This window comes from Psychrobacter sp. FDAARGOS_221, assembly GCF_002313155.2.
In the GTDB taxonomy this organism is placed as follows: domain Bacteria; phylum Pseudomonadota; class Gammaproteobacteria; order Pseudomonadales; family Moraxellaceae; genus Psychrobacter.
Genome location: NZ_NWFK02000001.1, coordinates 2,072,281 through 2,091,527, shown reverse-complemented (window position 1 = coordinate 2,091,527; position 19,247 = coordinate 2,072,281). Strand labels below are relative to the sequence as shown.

Here is a 19,247-nt window from a genome sequence, read left to right as displayed (position 1 = left end):
ACTAGATTTAAATAATATAAAATAATTCTTCTGCTGAATGGAAAATAAAAATAGTGTAAAAAAATGGAGTATGCAGATGAGTATGGTTTTACCTAAGTTTGCTGAGTCTTTTGTCAATGAAAGACTAACTGCTGATATATTTGCAGATGCGTATATTGAACTTTGGAATATTGAAAGAGATTTAGGATTAGCCTCACAAGATGCAGGGATATTAAGTCAGGTTAACTCAACAATATTTCTAATGGCAGACCTTTATAATCCTGAGTCTGATAGAGATGATTATGAATTTGACGAAGAAGAATTGCGCCTAAACGTTAAACAAGAGTTAGAAAAACTAAAAGAAGAAGGATATCCCATTAACTTTATATAATTTCGACAGTAGCCCGTACTATATATGTTTAAAATTAAGTAAATCATCAAAGTTGACGATACCAGCTTATAGCTTTACTTGCATAGTCATAAGGAGTCAAAAAAACCGCGACAGCTTGGCTGTCGCGGTTTTCTTATATAGCAGACCCACTGAACTTGGGTGCGGCACTAGATTATCTTTTGAATACTGAAACTTGTGATTTGCAGTGTTAGAGGTTAAGAGATTAAAAAGTAGACAGTATTAAACTGGTTTCACTGCTTGAAACACCATCGACCTCTCTTACCTTACTCAAAACCTCATCAAACTCGCTGAGTGTATTGGTCTGTATCACGGCAATAAGATCCCACCGACCATTCGTTGTGTGTATTCTTGAAAGCTCAGGTATTCCCCGCATTTTTCGTATCACTTGAGAGGTTGATTGACCTGATATCTCAATCATAATAATTGCCTTGACGGCATCTTTCTCTAATGCTTCATGTACACGCACTGTAAAACCCAAAATCGCGCCGCTTGACGTCAAACGATCAAGGCGTTTTTGTACAGTGGCTCTAGAGACACCTAGGGCTTTGGAAAGATATGAAATTGTCGCCCGTCCATCTGCTCTTAATTCAGCAATCAGCTGCCTATCTAAATCGTCATAGATATATCGACTCATAAATTCTCAAAATACGTCATTAAAGGGAATGTTTATCAAATTGTACACTTACTATTATCAAATTGATAACTATTAACGATAATTTGGTATGTTTATTACATTTTAACTAACATTTCGCTTTGTTATCATAGGCTATACAATTTAATTAATACAATCAGGGAAAGAAGTATGTCGAATTTCATCATATCGCCAAAACAAGGCGTACCATTTGTTAGCGTACAAATGATGGCAAAAATCATTAAGTCTTATGGCGTTGAACAGTGTCTCTTAAAGTTGGTAGATGCTTTAGAACAAGATTTTCTACGCTGGGATGAATTTGAAAAGTCTTCTCGCTATGCCACCCACTCTAAAGATGGCGTCATTGAGCTTATGCCTATTAGTGATGGCAAAATGTTTGCTTGTAAATATGTCAACGGCCATCCCATTAATACCCAACGTGACTTACAAACTGTCGCAGCGATTGGCATCTTATCCGACGTTGATACCGGTTATCCCATTCTACTAACAGAGATGTGCCTGCTTACTGCGCTGCGCACAGCGGCAACGTCTGCAATGCTTGCTAAACAATGTGCGCCTAAAAACGCAAAAACTTTAGCGGTTATCGGTAATGGTGCCCAATGCGAATTTCAAGCATTAGCCATGAAAGCAGTGATGGGTATTACCGAGGTACGTTTATTTGATACTGACCCTGAAGCGACCAAAAAAGCAGTTGAAAACTTATCAGACTCTGGTTTAAAAGTAGTCGCTTGCAACTCTTCTGATGAAGCGGTAGAAGGGGCACAAATAATTATTACTTGCACAGCAGACAAACGAAACGCAACTGTCTTAAAAGATGAGTTGGTTAAGAAAGGCGTCTGTTTAATTGCGATAGGTGGTGATTGCCCAGGCAAAACAGAACTTGATGGCAACACAATGCAACGTGCAGACCGCGTTATTGTAGAGTTTGAACCTCAAACCCGTGTTGAAGGCGAGATTCAACATCAATCTGAAGACTTCCCTGTTATCGAGTTTCATCGTATTCTTAAAGGTGAAGAAAAAGCACGTACATCAGACGATGAATTGGTTATTTTTGATGGCGTAGGCTTTGCTTCAGAAGATTATACGGGTCTGGTATTTTTGCGCGATTTAATCAAAGACCAAGCTGATTATGAAATATTGGATATGATCCCTCAGCAATCAAACCCTAAAAACCTCTACTCTGTGATAAACAATACATAGTATTTGGTTATCCAACATATTTAAATATATTGGTTATGGTCAGTTATTTTAAAGGCTCTAGATTATTAGATAATCTAGAGCCTTTTTTTGATTAATACATGCTAGTCGTCATTTGACGCAGTACCGCAGTACCATTGTCAGGTCGCATTGATTTAAACATTAGACAAGAGTCGACGGAAATCTCTCCTAAAATCAATTAAATGTAGTCTTATTTATTTTTCATAGAGTTTAGTATTGTTTCTAACAACTTATTTACATCTTTAACCGACAACTTTTCACTATCTTTTTTTTCTTCAAATATATCGCCACTATTATTACCAAAATACTTCTCTACTAGTTTCTCTTTAACCTCTTGCTGCTTATCATTATCTAAACCCTCAATGAATGGATTAATAGAAGCTAACTCCAGTTCAGCGTTTCTATTAATAGTTTCAAGCTTTCGATGCCTTGTCGATTCACGAGCTGCATAAGTGGCTGGATATGATAAGGCAGCGGCTGCGATAATCCTCAATAAAGACTTAACCCAATCAAAATTATCTGAGTTTAAATCATAAATTGCCCAAACTAATAAACCTGAAAATATAATCATAAATACAACTGCAGCCCACCTCCACCAATCGGCGTCTTCTTTATGCTTATTAGCAATATTCTGGTAATTACCTGTTATACCAACATTACCTATCAGGTTAACTAGTTTCTTCGCTTCGTCATGCTTAGCTTCTAATTCTGAGACTATCTCTGTAGCGCTCATCTCTAAATTATTTTTAATCTCGTCTATTTCATTACGAAACTGTTCTTTAGATTTATCTATTTCATTACGATAAATCCCAAGAGCATTAGTGAATTGTTGCTCATGCTTTGATTCTATATTCTCAAAATTAGTCTGAAAAATAGAGTTTAGATTCTTTATCTCTACTTCTTTATCTTCAATTATATCGCTAAGTCTTTTTAACTCTGCTTTTTGATTAGATAGGCTTTCAGTCAATTCGTTTACTTTACTCTCAAGGGCATCTTTTTCTTTATTAAGAACTTTATACTTACTACTTACAACTTGTTGAAAGTTAGCTACTTCCTTAGAGAAATTAAAATCCTGTTCAACTATTTTTAGAGGTAAGTTCCTACTTTTACTAACAGCATTATTGAGACTATTTATCACACTGTTCAGTACGTTTCTATTATTTGAACTAACGAACTGATTTAAATTCGAAAAAGCAGAGTTTATTTCATTACTTAAACTATCGAGTTCAGACTTTTGAATTAAACTTGGAATTACTAGCTTAATTCTTTGGTTTATAAAACTATAAGCAGATTGAAGAAACAGTAACTCCTCAGGCTCTAGTTCGCTTTCCAAGTCATCGCTAGAAAGTATATCTTCTAATGAGTTTATTTTTTGAAATACTATGTGCTCATTAAAGCTTTCAGGTGTCATTCTGAACTATCCTCTTATATCGAAAAATAAACTTATAACTTTAAGTACTCAATTACCTTTATGACAATACTGCAATATTTAGTTTTAAAAAAGTATTAATAAACTATAATGAAGCTAATATCAATGAAATAACTCTTTTATTATTAGAATAATTGAATAGAAAAGCCACCATAGAAATGGTGGCTTTTACGTTATGCTTGCTTTTTCTGAGGGACGAAGCGCGGACATAACTATAAAAGAAAATCGGGGCTTCGACACGCATATTTCAGTGGTCAAAGAGTCCCCGATTTTAAGGCCATGCTCTTTAGGGTTTTGCTTTTGGCTCTAAAGCTACTACAACGCTTCTAACTGCGCCATTTGCTCACAAAGCCTTCATTGGCAAGCTTACGCTCGTTCACCTCTATTATCCGACTACGATTATAGTCAACTCATTGATTAACTTAGTGAGCTATCTATTTAAAGTTTACAAGTTGCTTTACCATCATAAAGCGCAAATCTTGTGAATTCGTCTAGTCTTTTTTGCGGATTAGACTCACTAAACCCTATCTTTTTCTTTGGAGAAAAGTAGGTTATCTTGGTCTTATTCTTTCCTATCTCCTCCAATGATACCTTAAAGGTATATGTATTATAATTTGATTTACCAATAAATCTAGCACGACCCTCTTCTCTATCAAGCTTGGCATCAATGTCATGATAGCCATACTGATTTGAGTATATTAGGCATTTTTGCATATATGTCTTCAAATTAGCGTAAGTTGAAACAACATCTAAGTCTACATCACCTGACACAATTCTCGCTCTGTTCTCAAGATCTATTTCAGAAGTTGGTAACACAGCTCTTATACAACCTGTCAAACTAGCACTTAATAAAAATACGCTACAAATAGCCATCGGTTTCTTATTAAAAAACATTGTTATACCCTATTCTAATAGCTAATTATTTTACAAAAACATCTGCAACTTTTTGATTGTCGTAATTACCTATTGCGACCGGCTCACTAACAGGAGATTTTAAAACAATGCCATCTTTATCATCTAATTCAAATCTTGAATCCGGTTCATATTCATATACTTCCAGCGTACTACCTCCCCCTTTGACAAAGTTTGGCTTAAATACATAGTATTTACCGCTTTCATAATTAATAACAGGTAGCTGCGTATATAACGCCTTATTTTCCCACCCAGTACCTGTTATCAGTAACTGATGATTACCTGTAGGTATTTTAATTGGTGTAATACTCATACGATAAGTATTTAATAAATGTCCAATGTTAAAACTAATGGGAATATTTTTTACCCATTGATTATCTACTTTGACTACACGCAGCGGATCGGTTGCAAATACACCACTAGCAAGCTTAGCATAAGGGTAACCTCTAACAGTGGCATACTCTTCGTTATCCTGTGATACGAATTGATTAGCATACTTATCTAATCTTTGTTCATAGCTAGTACCGTCAACATTTAATAGAGGTAAACTTGAATCTCTACCCCGCTGCGTGGTCGGACTCGTAAAGGCAGTACAAGCCGTTAAACTTACTGTAATTAAAACAGCTAAAATTTTTCTTATCATATTAAGTATCCTCAGAATTTAAAACAGGCTGACTTAAAAAGTCTATTTTAATACACTTAAAAGAAAAGTATAAAGATTATTTTAATTCAACCTCTTTATTCCAGATGTGGCCAAACAAATGGCAAATAATTCGCTATTAACCATAAAGTTAATACCACTGTTTAGATCGGCTAGGAGGATGTAGAGGTTGGTTACTGAATCATTTTCAAAGTTGTATCAATGGTTGAGTAACCTGTGATGAGTATTATGACGGTTAGAGCAGGTGCGAGATTTACTTTTTGGTTTTGGATTTGGATTAATTTAAGAATTGTAATGGTATGAAAGTCCTTATGGTTTTGTTATTGGTTTTACATGGTGAGGGTTGATTTTAAGAGACAGCATTATTCTAAATATAAAAAACCGCCACAGCATAATACTGTAGCGGCTTTTTGTCTTAGGCAATCTAAAAACTTAATTTTAGATAATGAAAGTAAGCTACGACTTAATTATAAAGTTTAAATCTGAACTTTCAGATTAGACTCTACAACGCTTCTAACTGCGCCATTTGATCTGCCATCACTTTTAGCTGACCTTCTAGCTCCTCTAATTTCACTTTCTCTGCTTCAACAACCTCAGCAGGCGCTTTGCTCACAAAGCCTTCATTGGCAAGCTTACGCGCGATACCATCAGCTTGCTTTTGCAGCTTCTCTTGAGACTTAGCCAGACGTTTTAGCTCCGCTGTTGGGTCAATCAGACCTTTCATTGGTACTAAGACACGCAGTTTGCCGACCATGCTTGATGATGATAATGGGACTTCATCGCCCTCTTTAAGCAGGGTTAAGCTCTCGACTTTAGCCAGTGCTTTGAACTGGTTTTCGATACGGTTTAGACGCTCAGTCTGCTCATCAGTGATGTTCTCAAGCAGTACTGGTAGACGTACCGCGTTGCCAAGCTTCATTTCACCACGGATGTTACGCACGCCAGCGATAAGCTCTTGCAGCCAGGTCATGTCGGTTTCGACTTGGTCATTGATTTGTGACTGATTGACGCTTGGGAAGTCGGCAATCATAATGCTGTCGGTGTCTTTGCGGCCTAATAATGGGGCAACCGTCTGCCAAATCTCTTCAGTGATGTACGGCATCATTGGGTGTGCAAAACGCATCGCTGTTTCTAATACGTGAAGTAATACATAACGAATCTGAGCTTTACGCTCGTCTGCCACGGTGTCATCGTTTAGGCTGGCTTTGGCAAGCTCAACATACCAGTCACAGTATTCGTTCCAGATGAACTCATAGATATCATGGCTGACCATGTCTAAGCGATACTGCTCAAAATGCTGATGGATATTGGCAACCGTTGAGTTTAGACGGCTCATAATCCATTTTTCTGGCAATTCCCACACATCTACATTCGCTTGGCTATCAATCGGTAGCGCATTGCCTTCTTTGTCCACACAGTTCATCAATACAAAACGGCTGGCGTTCCAGATTTTATTACAGAAGTTGCGGTAACCTTCGACACGTTTTAGGTCAAAGTTGATATCACGACCAGTGCTGGCAAGCGATGTGAATGTAAAGCGCAGCGCATCGGTACCGTAAGATGGGATACCCTCTGGGAACTCTTTGCGGGTTTGCTTCTCAATCTTAGCCGCATCTTTCGGGTTCATCATGTTGCTGGTGCGCTTGGCAACCAAGGTCTCAAGGTCGATACCGTCAATCAAGTCGATTGGATCTAGTACGTTACCTTTTGACTTCGACATCTTCTGACCTTGACCATCACGCACTAGGCCATGTACATACACAGTCTTGAACGGAATTTGCGGTGTGCCATCTTCATTTTTCATGAAGTGCATGGTCATCATAATCATACGGGCAACCCAGAAGAAAATGATGTCAAAGCCGGTCACCAACACGCTGGTTGGGTGGAAGGTCTCAAGCACTTTTTTGTCCGCTTGTGGGTCGCCCCAACCTAGGGTGCTGAATGTCCATAAACCTGAGCTGAACCAAGTGTCTAGCACGTCTTCGTCTTGGCGTAATTCAACGCTGTCATCTAAGTTGTACTTAGTGCGAACTTCGGCTTCATCACGGGCAACATAGATGTTGTCGTCGTTGTCATACCATGCAGGAATGCGGTGACCCCACCACAGCTGACGGCTGATACACCAGTCTTGCAGGTCGCGCATCCACGCCATATACATGTTTTTGTATTGAGCTGGTACAAACTCGATATCGCCGTTTTCTACCGCTTCAATCGATGGCTTAGCAAGCTCTTCAACCGCCACATACCACTGGTCGGTTAGCCATGGCTCAACGATAACACCACTGCGGTCACCGCGTGGGGCTTTTAGTTGATAATCTTCGATGTCTTCTAGCCAGCCTTCTTCTTTGGCTTGAGCAACCAATTGCTTACGCGCCTCAAAACGCTCAACACCGGCATACGCTTCTGGCGTTTTCTCAATCTGTGGGTCGCGCGTTTGTAGATCTGGGAAAATCTCCATCTCTGGCAAGATGTGTGCATTGCCATCAAAGATATTAATCAGTGGCATGTCATGACGACGACCTAATTCGTAGTCATTAAAGTCATGCGCAGGGGTGATTTTTACCACACCGGTACCAAAGTCACTTTCAACATAATCATCAGCAACGATAGGCACTTCACGACCGGTAATCGGTAGCGTAATAGTCTTGCCTACTAGATGTGCGTAACGCTCATCTTTTGGATTAACCGCAACCGCAGTATCACCCAGTAAAGTTTCAGGACGTGTAGTCGCAACTACGACGTAATCTTTACCGTCTTGGGTTTTCACTGATTTGTCAGTGAAGTAATAACGGAAGTGCCACAGTGAGCCTTTCTCGTCATGGTTTTCAACTTCTAGATCAGATAAGGCAGTTTGGAATTTAGGATCCCAGTTCACCAGACGCTTACCACGATAAATCAGACCATCTTCATGCAGACGTACGAATACTTCTTTTACGGCATTCGATAAGCCTTCATCCATGGTAAAGCGCTCGCGCGTCCAATCTACCGATGAGCCCAAACGACGAATCTGACTGGTAATGTTACCGCCCGACTCTTCTTTCCATTCCCACACTTTATCGATAAAGTCTTCACGAGTTAGGTCAGTACGCTTAATGCCCTCAGCATTCAGACGACGCTCTACAACCATCTGGGTAGCAATACCGGCATGGTCTGTACCTGGTTGCCATAAGGTATTGTCACCCAGCATACGGTGATAGCGGGTTAACGAGTCCATAATGGCGTTGTTAAAGCCATGACCCATGTGCAAGCTACCAGTGACGTTCGGCGGTGGCAAGGCGATAGAGAATGATTTATCGCTGTCGTATTTTGGCTGGAAATAACCACTTTCCTCCCAATTTTGATACATGCCCTTTTCGACTTCGCCTGGGTTGTACGCATTTTCTAATTGTTTCAATGCCGATTGGATGGATGCCGTCAAATTTTGATTGCTCATAATAGAAGTGTCTTATATTAATGATGAATGGTTAAAGGTAATTGATTAAAGGTTATCTGACTTAAATACTATATGGGTTGTCTGCCATCTGGGTTCAATACAAACAAGATGGACGCAATACTATGATTTTAACGCAGATGACGAAATTTTGTTAGATGCTGCGTGCAATTAACACTCTGTATTCGGTGTGTATTGGTAACTTAATCACTAATGAGAATTATGATAAACCTGATACTCTTATCTGATAGCCTTAACAGCCGCTGTTGACAGACAACGACTGATAGCGCCCCATCCCATCTGACTAACGATTAAAGCGAGCTTATGGATTCTTCAAAATCAAACTCTCAATCTAACGTGAAACAAGCAACTGACAAAGACTCTGGTTCAGTGAATAGCTCTGGTTCAGTGAATACCCCTGCTTCAGACAATAGTACTGAATTAAGACAGTCGCTTGTCAGAGGCGCATTGATTATCGATGCGTCACAAATCAGCTGCTCAGATAGAGTATTTGTTCCCATCAGCGATGATTTTTTGAAGCATGTTCGATCGGTCGATGCAGATCATAATAACGCAGCAGACGCTAAAGAGAGTAGCAAACAAAGAGACGGCGAGCAAAGCCTGACCAACAGCATTGAAGATGAAGACTTAGGCGATGACATCGACCAAGTCGAAAAAGAGTCGATTAAAGAGCTTGCTGAAGATGAAAGCTTTAGCCAACCCAAAAGCTACGGCAGCATCTTAGCCGAAGAATTTGTCCATGCCCGCGCTACGTTCAGACGCTCTTATGGCTCGCTGTTTACCAGTGCCTTTATCGCCGGTCTTGAGATTGGTATTAGCTTTATCATGCTCATCACCGTGTACGCCATACTGTCTGACCTCATTCCGTCACAGTACGCGATAACGCTGGCTTCGCTGTTATACCCGATTGGCTTTATTACCGTTGTTATCGGCCAATCTATTCTGTATACCGAACAGACTTCGCTTTTGAGTTTACCGGTTGTGGCAGGCATTGAGACGGTTTCTAAATTGGCTAAGCTTTGGGGTATCGTGATTATCGGTAACGTTATCGGCGGCTGTGTGTTTAGCTTGTTTGTGGTTTGGCTAGGGCTCAATATGGAGTGGTTTGAGGTCGCTGATATTAATTTCTTAGCGCATCATGTGTTGGAATACCCGTGGTGGATACTACTCGCAAGCTCTATTGTTGCAGGTTGGATGATGGGACTTGCCGCTTGGCTCGCCACCTCTGCTCGCGACACGTTAAGCCGTGTGGTACTGGTGGCATTGATCACCGCCTGTATCGGTGTATTAGGTCTGCACCACAGTATTGTCGGTAATATCGAGATATTCTCAGGGCTTGTATTTGGTGATACCAGCTTTGTCGATTACATCAGCTTTTTACTGCTAGCTCTACTGGGTAATACTATTGGCGGTGTGGTATTTGTGACGGTATTGAAGTTTGGTAGCTTAAAATACGACATCAACAAACTAAAAGAAGACCGCTTAGATGAGCTGCGTAACACCTGGCCAGGTCATGACTAATACCAAACTTGACTGATAGCCAGTTGAGGTTATTAGACTGCTGTCTGTATTCAGATGAAACTCTAGATTGGGCTGGTCCTGTATTAAGTCGCTGCTGTGCTAAAACTATTAAGACGTTAGGCTCGGTAGCGGCGGTGGTATCTTCGGATTATCAACCGCATATACCGCGGTGCCATAAGCAATGGCCTCAACCATACTACCAGTCAGATTAATGCTAGTAACTTCCAAACGCACGCCAAATATTTGGTTATAACCTCTAAAGCTCGCCTCTAACTTCATACGCACAATCGCTTCACGGCGGGCACGATCAAGCAAGCTTTCGTAAGTGACTAGGTTTTTACCAAACAAGTTAAAGATGCTGGCAATAATCATTTTGAAATAATCTTGGGCGATGACCACACTGCCCATGACCAGCTCGCCTTGAGTGTCATCAGCAATCTTTGGCTGATAAAAACGTTCGCTAGAGACCACAATATGACCGAGCTCTTTTTCAGCGATGGCTAAGGTTTTGAAATGATCACGTTCATTGTAACGGCCAAAAAACCAACCGATAAAAAACAGTCCAATAAAAACGCCATTATTAATCAAAAAATCAATAATCACATCCATCGTTTATCTGCCTGCTTGTACACTCTACCCACTGTCACCGCCCTTCTCCTTTCAGCATACGCTTATCTTAAGCGTTATCTTATACATCAAATTTAATCAGATTCAGTCGATGATGATATGGGCGGAATCGGTGGTGGGGTGACTGTTGCTGCGTGTGCGGGATGTGGCGATTGAGACTCAGCGCTTACAGAAAAAGCCGGATTAGCCGCTACAAGCTGATGATTCGCTTGACTCTCTGGCACTGCTTTTACTGCAGTACCATATACGAATAGCTCAGAGGCACCTTGAGCAATACTTGAGGTCGAAAAGCGAATGCCGACAATGGCATCTGCGCCTAACGCCTCGGCTTTTACCAGCATTCTATCTATGGCTTCTTGACGTGATTCTTCAAGCAGCTCAGTGTATGCGGTCAACTCACCGCCGACAATATTCTTCAAGCTGGCAAAAATATCTTTGCCCACATGCTTTGAGCGCACCGTACTGCCATAGACCACATCCAATCGCTCAGTGATGGTGTAACCGGGTAAATGTTCTAAATTGGATAACTGCACGCTCATGTCTGACTCTTTTGTAAGGTGTTAACGCTACTCATCTGTATTAAATAACAAGAAAAGTTCGCTTAAATTGGCTTCGATACTGTTGGCCATTTGTGCCAGTGCATCATCGTCTTGGCGAATGGCCGCCAAATCTTCATCTTCTTCGCCATCAACAGCGTCAATGCCACTAAATACCATCATAGGTAAGGTTAGCATCGCCACGTCTTCACTGATCTCATCATCGCTAAACCAGTCGACATTTTCATCGCCATACATGGCATCGACAAAGCCAATTGACCAAGCGGTTAACTCAGACTCTGGTGAAAAGTCCATCTCACCTGACTCATCATCCACTTCTAACGGCAAAGCAATGCCTTCTTCGCTTTGTAAATCTTCTAGTAACGCTTCTCGCCAGTCTTTAATGGCTTGTTTAACGTCTTTATCGACTTTGCTGTCTTGTCCTTCGAACAGATGTGACAACCAGTTTGGTAAAGGTTTGCCAACCACTGTCGCCGTCAAAAAGCCGTGGGTAGCAACAGAATCTAATCCAAATTCGTTTGCATCTGAATCTAAAAAGTGTAGTAGCTCATCTAAGGTCATAGTAGTCTCTTTTACTAAATTTATGGTTATTCTATTTATTTATGGTGATGCGGTGATGTGATTATGGCCATACGATTGATAGATGAACGATGAATCATCAAGCTATCATAGTATTAACAGCTTACTTCAACATGACAGTACAAGCACCGTTAAAGCTGTAATCGTAATTAGGAAGATATCACAAAGGGAGTAGTATCAAGCAAGAAAGGAGATGACGCTGACGGCTTGGCAAACATTAGGACTAATACAGAGGACAATGAACAAAAGAAGCGGCCAGCACCAGCCAACCGCTACTATTATTCGTCTTCTAAATCATCGTCAAAGTCGTCATCAAAATCGTCGTCATCAAAGTCATCATCGAAGTCGTCATCAAAGCCGTCTTTAAGCTCTTGAGCCAAGCGCTTCTCTTCTAACATATTATCGATTAAACGACGCTTTTCTAAGCTCGTTAAGCGAGCCGCTTCTGCTTCTGCCTCTACTTCATCTACCTTTTTGGCATCATCATCGTCTTCAAAGTTATCATCATCGAAATCATCAAGATCATTGTCACTCATGTCATTTTCCTCTTATCTTAATGGCCTGATTTGACCTAGTAATTATTAGTTTCTGCTTGTTATCTGATTGTCATCTGGCTTCTGGTTAATCCAAAACCAGGACTTAGTCTAAATCCTCAACAATTGTTATGCAATGTTATTCTCATGACATTGAACTAAGTCACCAAAACCATCAAAAATCAGTGTAAAAACAGCCTCACTCAGAATCAAGGGTCGAATTCTATACAGCCATGCTTAATTAGGCAATAGCTAAAGAACAGTAGACAACACGTAATGGCACATAAGTCCTTGATCTATAATCAAAGTTATTCTAAAAATGGCTCAAAAATTTTACTTTTTTAAGCCAGCAGCAGCATATTAATTGGCGCTTAATGCAGACAGTAATACCGCATCTCTGACATCAATCAAGCGCTGCATCATAGAATCACTCACCCCATCTAAATAAGCGCAATCACGCTCATAGACAGTGGTTGGATTTTTTAAGCTGCTTAACTGTATCAAGCCACGCAGCTGCTTAATACCTTCAACCGGTAACAGCGTTAACACATCATTGGCTTTGGCGTTATTGACCATCAACTGCTCTAGCTTATCACTGCTTTCTTTATCACTAACACCAACCATAACTTCTAACGCAAAACGCTGCAACTCACGGTGCTTAATGTAAGTCACCTGATTGAGCATAACATACGCTTTGGCCAACATCATAGCCGCTAAGCCTGCCTTACTATGACTGGTAGTACCGATAAATTCAACCGTTGCTCCGTTTTCATCAAATACCGGCTTATTGTTTAGCTTAATACCAAATAAAATCGGTTGCTTTAACAGTTCATCAATAGTGCGCTGTAGCAGCTGAGTACATAATGCAAAATATGGCGTCGACTTTTCAAAGGCCAAAGTATTTAACAATAAGTTAGGATCATGAAAATGGATCTGAACACTGGCCACATCTAACGGTCTATTGGCTGCTAACGCTTTTGGCTTGTTACTGGTTAATGCGCCTGCTTGAGTGTCATTAGCGGCATCACTGTCTTCTGTGGCACCTTGAGCATTGCTATTGGCATTGGCGTTAGCATTGTTAATACTACTTTCAACGTTATCACTGCTATTGGCATCAAGCGCGGCATTGATATTCACGCCAGCTTGCGTCTGAGTCTCTGCTGACTGCACATCAGCGTGCTCACCGCCTTCTTGGTGCGACTTAATATATTGGCCAAGCGCCTCATGAATACTGCCGCCTGACTGTGTCTGCTCATTGTCAGTATCTAACCCAGCTGTCGACGGCAGATGTTGCGTCGCAGGGATGCGTTTTTGATGAATCAGGTAGTCTTGTACTTCACGACTTAAGGCAGCAAGCTGTGCCCGTGTTGGACGCGCAATGTAGCCGTATAATAGCCAGATTAACAAGTGGGTAATAAATGACCCTAAGATGAACATCCACTGCGAGGCAATAATCTCACCGTTGCTGGTTTTGCGCAGCGTCATTTGTACCGAACCAATCACCGTATCACCTAAGATAACCGATTGCTCGATATTATCACCCTCTAGCATCTGAGCTTGCCCGGTCTGTAATAACACCTCGTTATCGATGTCTTTGATGGTGAGACTGGCAACATTGTTTTCACTGGTGTAGCGCCCAGTTAAGACACTCAAGCTCACCTTGTCTTTACTCAATAAAGGCAGCTTTACTTCTTCAATAAGCTGTACCAACATTCGCTCGCCTGTTTGCATCTTTAGCTCATCAATTTGCTGACTGCTACTGATCAACAGTAAAAGCGTCTGTATAAAAAAGCTGATAAGAATAATTATGGCAAACAAGCCTTGCCGTGGCGCTAAATAGGTCATGTTATGCTAAACTTTTGTTAATAGGTAGGGGGTGCGCGATTTTTCAGCACGCTCTATTATTCCTAATCTTGCTTACGCTTACAAGAGGCATCGCTCACCATGACAAAAAATAGTACAACTAATTACCAAAATACGTCTAATTTGACACCACAAATGGATATTAACGTGACCAATGAAGGTCAAAGCAAGGCCAGTTTTGCTACCTTCGGTCCCGGTATGACCGCACACTTGCAATCTTGGCTGACTGCCTTACAAAAAGCCAACGACTTATTGCCGCAACAATTACGCTTTGATGACGTTCAATTGCAGTGTCGTGAAAAGCAAGCAGGTCAAATCTCGCTAAGCCTGATCGAACAATTAGAAACCTTGCCAGTGTTTGCCTTGTCAGTAGTGGTGCAAAAACAAGCGCTTATCACCCCTGACAATGCAGATACCGATCAAAAGGCAGCGTTTGAAGCTCATATTGATGACTGGGCACGTCAAAACCCGTCATGGCAGATTATTAGAGTGACGCACACTGTCGATGCCCTGCAAGACATCAGTGGTAGCGACCGCTTGACCCCAGTACTGACTTATCGTTACGTATTAATGCCGACGGATACAGCAACCATGCAACCTGGCAAAAAGGCAGCGGCAGCACGCTTACTAGATGATGGCATGACCTCACACCTGCGTCAATTTATCGCTACCCTACCGATTACAGAAAACTTAGGCGGCGACGCTGCAATTGACTGTCATATCGTTTCATTGGCCAAAATGCTGCGTCCTCACAAAGTCGCTGTGTTTGATATGGATTCAACCTTAATTGAGCAAGAAGTGATTGTCGAGTTGGCCAAGCATGCCAATATTGGCGATCAGGTCAGCGAGATTACTGAATCAGCAATGCGCGGTGAGATTGACTTTGATACCTCATTTAGTCAGCGTGTCGCTTTATTAGAAGGCTTGTCTACCGATGTATTGGATGAGATTCAACAAAGCTTGACCTTCTCTGCAGGCGCTCGCACCCTAATGGCAACCTTAAAGTCATTGGACTATCACACAGTATTGGTGTCAGGCGGCTTTACCTATTTTGCCGAGCGTATTGCTCAAGAGCTTGGTATTGATGAAGTGTATGCCAACGAGTTAGATATAGAGGCTGATCAGGTGACTGGTAATGTGAGACTGCCTATCATCAATGGCGAGCGCAAGGCGAGCTTGGTGCAGCAAGTGGCTGAGCGCATGGGCATCAGTACTGCCCAAGTTATTTGTGTCGGTGACGGTGCCAATGACCTACCGATGATGGCCATTGCTGACTTGGGTGTTGCTTATCACGCTAAGCCAATCGTACGTGGACGTGCTGATGCGGCTATCAATGCCACTGGCCTTGAAGGCGTGCTTTACGTATTAGGTTACTCAGCACAAGACTTACGCTAATCTGTTATAACCAAAGATAATCCACTATTTAACAGTCAATTCGACTTGAAAATCAGTGTTAAAACACGACTTTTGTTTAATTAACCGGACTTTATGTGGCCATAGAGTCTGGTTTTTTTGTTTACTGAGCTCATTTTTTCTGCTTATGTTGGCGAATTCAGCTCAAAGCGGCTCTCAATTTTAAATCCTGCCCATAAACTGACGTTGGTTACAATTTTCTTAAAATTTTAATTTTTTGGCGACATTATGAACGGTCTAGCCTAGCAACCTGTGTCAATTTTTTAATAAAAATAAACGACATCTGCTGTCGTCTGTTCGTCAGATAGTCTTTGTATTTTCACAAAACATCTGCATAATAACACGTAACCAATCGCAACAATCGACACCGATGACACACTTTTTTGTTATCTCTGTTGACCGTTCATGAGGCAATTAACATGGCAATTCTTACCATTATGGCTACTGGCCACACTGGCTCTTCGAGCGCTTTTACGGGGTCTACACTAGGCTTTGTACTACTCGTTATCGGCTTATTAGCGACCTTCTTATCAGGCCGTCGTTATCTACTTAGCTATCTATTCGCCGGCATGGGTTATTGGGTGGTTGTTGAAGGCATTCAATCCATCCTAGTCAATATGACGGCTATGAGCAGAGGTTACGGTTATGCTGCCGCGCTGGTCATCTCGTGGCTCGCTATTGCTGCCTTTATTGGCTATCGCTATAAGCAATACAGTGCCCAGCAGCAAGTTATCCCTGTTAAGCGTACTGGCGTTGAACCTTTAAGTCGTCGCTCAGCGTTTAAGCTTATTGTTAATAAAGTCGCTATGCTGCGTAAAGCCGCCAAAACGCGCAAACAACAAGCTAAATATATCGAGCACACCCCGATTTACAATAACTATAAGCCACGCTTTCGTAACTAAACCACTGTCACTTATTACTCAATGCTTGAAGCGTTTTAAACACTCGAAGTTTTAATAATCTAATTAACGACTTAAGCACGACACACTAGCAATTAATAAAAACTATTAATAATAAAAATTATAAAACAAACCCCGTCAAATGATGGGGTTTGTTGTTATCAGCTCTAGCTTTCTACTTATAAACGAGGTGATGACTGATTGACAAAAAAAGCGACATACTGACATACAAAATAACAATCCACTGTTTTACAATGACAGCACAATCAATAGCGCAACAAAAACTGCAACAGCTGTGATTTAAAAGCTATACTTAAAAAACTTGCAGGTTTAGCCATAACACGTTATAAAAACATCATATTCAGTCTTATTTCATTCACCCTTTAATTTGGACTCACTCATGTTTACTTTTCCTATTTTTAATGTCAAAGCCAATCCCCTCGATGCCCTATTGACTGCCGTTGGTATTCGTCTAGCAATGTTGGCCAAAAGTGACGATCCTGAGATTCAGCAACTGTTAGAAGATCGTAAAGTTAGTATCGAGTTTGGTAGCTCTGCAGATGGTATTGCTCGTTATTATGTGTTCGATGAAGGGACATTTAATCAATATGCTGGCTCAGCTAATGATCCACGTCTGCGCATTGATTTTAAAGACTCTATGACAGGTGTTAAGCTCTTAGCTTCTGGTGATATCACAGCGTTTATGAGCGCTATCCAAGACAAAGAAATGACGGTTGAAGGTGACTACAGCTTGCTAATGTGGTTTGGACAATTGGCGAAGCATATCGTGCCAACCGTTCCAGACGAAGTAAAACCATTATTAGAAAAAGCACGTCCTTTTGCTGAAAAAGCGCAAGGTTTAGCCTCACAAGTACTCAGCATGGCCGCCAACAAACGCCAGCGCTAATCAACATGAGTCAGATGAGCCAATCAGTATCAAGTAGTTAGGCTAATCAGCACGCTGAAAAAATCAGTAATCTAACAACCTGCAAATCTGTTAGTTGATATAATACGCCTAAGTGGCCAGCCTGCTACTTAGGCGTTTTTGTTTGGTTGATTTAATACAGTATCTAATACCGTAAAACTATCGTAAATTTGACCTAAATCTACGATACGGTATCAAATAAACCAACGACTAAAATAGGCTTAGCAACGTTAGCTGCTGACAGACGACAACATTGAATTAATGGTACAATTGTACACAGACATCAATTTAAGCGACTCGCTCTTAGATTGTTAGCGCTTAAGTTTAAAAAGCGCCCAATTTTAAGCCCCTAGTAAAGTCGACGGGGTTATTTGATTTTTATAAAATAATAAAAAACAGAGGCATCGCATAAAGTCTTAGGTTTAAACCCTTAAGCTGATATGAATGCCCCTGATTTGCAAAGGATTGTATAATGACGACTTTGGCAACAATGACACAGCCGACCGCTGCTAATAATGACACGATGACCACTATGACACCCAACAGCACGCCCATAACCCGTGAGTATATTTCGCAGCTATTTGAACTGCCCTTTATGGACTTGCTATTAAAGGCGCAAACCATTCATCGTGAACACTTTAATGCAAATGAGGTTCAAATCAGCACCTTGTTGTCCATTAAAACTGGCAATTGCCCTGAAGACTGTGGTTATTGCTCACAGTCCGGACATCATCGTGACAAAACCAAACTGCAAGCTGAAAAGCGCCTAGAAGTGGATAAAGTGTTGGCAGCAGCACGACGCGCCAAAGCCTCTGGCTCATCACGGTTCTGTATGGGCGCCGCGTGGAAGCATCCCAGTAAAAAAGACATGCCTTATGTTGCTGAGCTGATTAGAGAAGTAAAAGCCTTGGGTATGGAAACTTGTATGACCTTAGGTATGTTGGATGCTGAGCAGTCAGCACAATTAGCTGAAGCTGGGCTTGATTACTATAATCACAACCTAGATACCTCACGTCGCTATTATGATGAAGTGGTCAGCACCCGCAGCTACGATGATCGCCTAGATACCATCGAAAACGTACGTAATGCAGGTATTAACGTATGTAGTGGTAGTATTGTCGGTATGGGTGAAACCCGTGAAGACCGTGTCGACTGGGTATATGAGCTTGCCAGCATGCCTGTGCCGCCAGAGTCTATCCCAGTGAATTTATTGGTTCCGATTAAAGGCACGCCTCTCGGCGATAAAGTATTGAGCGAAGGTGAGCTGCCGGTATTAGAGTGGATTCGTACCATTGCGGTCACTCGTATTTGCTGCCCAAAAAGCTATGTACGCTTATCAGCAGGCCGTGAAAGCTTATCTGACTCTGAGCAGGCATTGGCATTTATGGCCGGCGCCAACTCATTTTTTTATGGTGACAAACTATTAACCACTGGCAACGCAAGCCAATCCAACGATGACAGATTGATGGCACAGCTAGGGCTGACAGCTTCGAAGGCTGAACCTTCTGTGGTACCGGTTACCAATGCTATGAGTGGTAGCCGCAGCCATTTACAGAAGATTTAGCAATGCTGCGCTTAGTACATCCGTTACAACAGTGATTGGCATGCTTATTTAA

Annotated in this window: 17 protein-coding genes; 7 read left to right on the top strand and 10 right to left on the bottom strand. The window is 41.3% G+C overall.

Going from position 1 to position 19,247, the window contains the following annotated elements; translation table 11 throughout:
- Positions 1 to 76 precede the first annotated feature (76 nt).
- Entirely contained in the window at positions 77 to 370 is a 294-nt protein-coding gene (locus A6J60_RS08805; RefSeq protein WP_096065664.1) for a colicin immunity domain-containing protein, read from the top strand.
- Between the two features lie 223 nt (positions 371 to 593).
- Here A6J60_RS08805 and A6J60_RS08800 read toward each other — a convergent pair whose 3' ends face one another.
- A complete protein-coding gene (locus A6J60_RS08800) occupies positions 594 to 1,025 on the bottom strand; it encodes an Lrp/AsnC family transcriptional regulator (protein ID WP_096065663.1) in 432 nt (143 codons plus the stop codon).
- Positions 1,026 to 1,193: 168 nt separating this feature from the next.
- On the opposite strand from A6J60_RS08800, the gene A6J60_RS08795 reads away from it, so the two are divergent.
- A complete protein-coding gene (locus A6J60_RS08795; protein WP_096065662.1) occupies positions 1,194 to 2,243 on the top strand; it encodes an ornithine cyclodeaminase in 1,050 nt (349 codons plus the stop codon).
- A 208-nt stretch (positions 2,244 to 2,451) separates the two neighbouring features.
- Here A6J60_RS08795 and A6J60_RS08790 read toward each other — a convergent pair whose 3' ends face one another.
- The 4 genes from A6J60_RS08790 to A6J60_RS08775 all read right to left on the bottom strand — a co-directional run bounded on the left by A6J60_RS08790 (position 2,452) and on the right by A6J60_RS08775 (position 8,696).
- Positions 2,452 to 3,672, bottom strand: coding sequence for a hypothetical protein (locus A6J60_RS08790; protein ID WP_096065661.1), 1,221 nt, complete (start codon positions 3,670 to 3,672; stop codon positions 2,452 to 2,454).
- Positions 3,673 to 4,128: 456 nt separating this feature from the next.
- Positions 4,129 to 4,584 carry a hypothetical protein gene (locus tag A6J60_RS08785; protein WP_096065660.1) on the bottom strand — a complete coding sequence of 152 codons (456 nt, stop codon included), beginning with the start codon at positions 4,582 to 4,584 and terminating at the stop codon, positions 4,129 to 4,131.
- Between the two features lie 25 nt (positions 4,585 to 4,609).
- Entirely contained in the window at positions 4,610 to 5,245 is a 636-nt protein-coding gene (locus A6J60_RS08780) for a hypothetical protein (protein ID WP_096065659.1), read from the bottom strand.
- A gap of 520 nt (positions 5,246 to 5,765) precedes the next feature.
- Positions 5,766 to 8,696, bottom strand: coding sequence for a valine--tRNA ligase (locus A6J60_RS08775; protein WP_096065658.1), 2,931 nt, complete (start codon positions 8,694 to 8,696; stop codon positions 5,766 to 5,768).
- Between the two features lie 321 nt (positions 8,697 to 9,017).
- On the opposite strand from A6J60_RS08775, the gene A6J60_RS08770 reads away from it, so the two are divergent.
- Positions 9,018 to 10,235, top strand: a complete 1,218-nt coding sequence (locus A6J60_RS08770) for a formate/nitrite transporter family protein (RefSeq protein WP_096065657.1) — start codon at positions 9,018 to 9,020, stop codon at positions 10,233 to 10,235.
- A gap of 108 nt (positions 10,236 to 10,343) precedes the next feature.
- Here the strand turns inward: A6J60_RS08770 and A6J60_RS08765 are convergent, their stop codons facing one another.
- From A6J60_RS08765 to A6J60_RS08745, 5 genes are all read right to left on the bottom strand, one after another.
- Positions 10,344 to 10,844, bottom strand: a complete 501-nt coding sequence (locus A6J60_RS08765) for a YbjQ family protein (RefSeq protein ID WP_096065656.1) — start codon at positions 10,842 to 10,844, stop codon at positions 10,344 to 10,346.
- Positions 10,845 to 10,936: 92 nt separating this feature from the next.
- Positions 10,937 to 11,401, bottom strand: a complete 465-nt coding sequence (locus A6J60_RS08760; protein WP_096065655.1) for a YbjQ family protein — start codon at positions 11,399 to 11,401, stop codon at positions 10,937 to 10,939.
- Between the two features lie 27 nt (positions 11,402 to 11,428).
- Complete coding sequence (locus A6J60_RS08755; protein ID WP_096065654.1) at positions 11,429 to 11,980, bottom strand: YecA family protein; 552 nt, start codon at positions 11,978 to 11,980, stop codon at positions 11,429 to 11,431.
- Positions 11,981 to 12,276: 296 nt separating this feature from the next.
- Positions 12,277 to 12,534, bottom strand: coding sequence for a PA3496 family putative envelope integrity protein (locus A6J60_RS08750; RefSeq protein ID WP_096065653.1), 258 nt, complete (start codon positions 12,532 to 12,534; stop codon positions 12,277 to 12,279).
- Between the two features lie 357 nt (positions 12,535 to 12,891).
- Complete coding sequence (locus tag A6J60_RS08745; protein WP_096065652.1) at positions 12,892 to 14,376, bottom strand: hypothetical protein; 1,485 nt, start codon at positions 14,374 to 14,376, stop codon at positions 12,892 to 12,894.
- A 99-nt stretch (positions 14,377 to 14,475) separates the two neighbouring features.
- Between A6J60_RS08745 and serB the strand changes: the two genes are divergently transcribed.
- From serB to bioB, 4 genes are all read left to right on the top strand, one after another.
- A complete protein-coding gene (serB, locus tag A6J60_RS08740; protein WP_096065651.1) occupies positions 14,476 to 15,789 on the top strand; it encodes a phosphoserine phosphatase SerB in 1,314 nt (437 codons plus the stop codon).
- 437 nt (positions 15,790 to 16,226) lie between these two features.
- Positions 16,227 to 16,709, top strand: coding sequence for an AciT family ciprofloxacin tolerance protein (gene aciT, locus A6J60_RS08735; RefSeq protein WP_096065650.1), 483 nt, complete (start codon positions 16,227 to 16,229; stop codon positions 16,707 to 16,709).
- A 397-nt stretch (positions 16,710 to 17,106) separates the two neighbouring features.
- A complete protein-coding gene (locus A6J60_RS08730; RefSeq protein WP_096065649.1) occupies positions 17,107 to 17,613 on the top strand; it encodes a hypothetical protein in 507 nt (168 codons plus the stop codon).
- A gap of 541 nt (positions 17,614 to 18,154) precedes the next feature.
- Positions 18,155 to 19,195, top strand: a complete 1,041-nt coding sequence (bioB, locus tag A6J60_RS08725; protein ID WP_227526189.1) for a biotin synthase BioB — start codon at positions 18,155 to 18,157, stop codon at positions 19,193 to 19,195.
- The last annotated feature ends 52 nt before the right edge of the window (positions 19,196 to 19,247 follow it).

Excerpts from the sequence above, each read along its gene's own strand:
- A6J60_RS08730 (WP_096065649.1), top strand. The coding sequence starts at position 17,107 with ATGTTTACTTTTCCTATTTTTAATGTCAAAGCCAATCCCCTCGATGCC.
- A6J60_RS08755 (WP_096065654.1), bottom strand. The coding sequence starts at position 11,980 with ATGACCTTAGATGAGCTACTACACTTTTTAGATTCAGATGCAAACGAA.
- A6J60_RS08805 (WP_096065664.1), top strand. The coding sequence starts at position 77 with ATGAGTATGGTTTTACCTAAGTTTGCTGAGTCTTTTGTCAATGAAAGA.
- A6J60_RS08780 (WP_096065659.1), bottom strand. The coding sequence starts at position 5,245 with ATGATAAGAAAAATTTTAGCTGTTTTAATTACAGTAAGTTTAACGGCT.
- A6J60_RS08795 (WP_096065662.1), top strand. The coding sequence starts at position 1,194 with ATGTCGAATTTCATCATATCGCCAAAACAAGGCGTACCATTTGTTAGC.
- serB (WP_096065651.1), top strand. The coding sequence starts at position 14,476 with ATGACAAAAAATAGTACAACTAATTACCAAAATACGTCTAATTTGACA.
- A6J60_RS08790 (WP_096065661.1), bottom strand. The coding sequence starts at position 3,672 with ATGACACCTGAAAGCTTTAATGAGCACATAGTATTTCAAAAAATAAAC.
- aciT (WP_096065650.1), top strand. The coding sequence starts at position 16,227 with ATGGCAATTCTTACCATTATGGCTACTGGCCACACTGGCTCTTCGAGC.
- A6J60_RS08760 (WP_096065655.1), bottom strand. The coding sequence starts at position 11,401 with ATGAGCGTGCAGTTATCCAATTTAGAACATTTACCCGGTTACACCATC.
- bioB (WP_227526189.1), top strand. The coding sequence starts at position 18,155 with ATGACCACTATGACACCCAACAGCACGCCCATAACCCGTGAGTATATT.
- A6J60_RS08750 (WP_096065653.1), bottom strand. The coding sequence starts at position 12,534 with ATGAGTGACAATGATCTTGATGATTTCGATGATGATAACTTTGAAGAC.
- A6J60_RS08775 (WP_096065658.1), bottom strand. The coding sequence starts at position 8,696 with ATGAGCAATCAAAATTTGACGGCATCCATCCAATCGGCATTGAAACAA.
- A6J60_RS08765 (WP_096065656.1), bottom strand. The coding sequence starts at position 10,844 with ATGGATGTGATTATTGATTTTTTGATTAATAATGGCGTTTTTATTGGA.
- A6J60_RS08785 (WP_096065660.1), bottom strand. The coding sequence starts at position 4,584 with ATGTTTTTTAATAAGAAACCGATGGCTATTTGTAGCGTATTTTTATTA.
- A6J60_RS08770 (WP_096065657.1), top strand. The coding sequence starts at position 9,018 with ATGGATTCTTCAAAATCAAACTCTCAATCTAACGTGAAACAAGCAACT.
- A6J60_RS08745 (WP_096065652.1), bottom strand. The coding sequence starts at position 14,376 with ATGACCTATTTAGCGCCACGGCAAGGCTTGTTTGCCATAATTATTCTT.
- A6J60_RS08800 (WP_096065663.1), bottom strand. The coding sequence starts at position 1,025 with ATGAGTCGATATATCTATGACGATTTAGATAGGCAGCTGATTGCTGAA.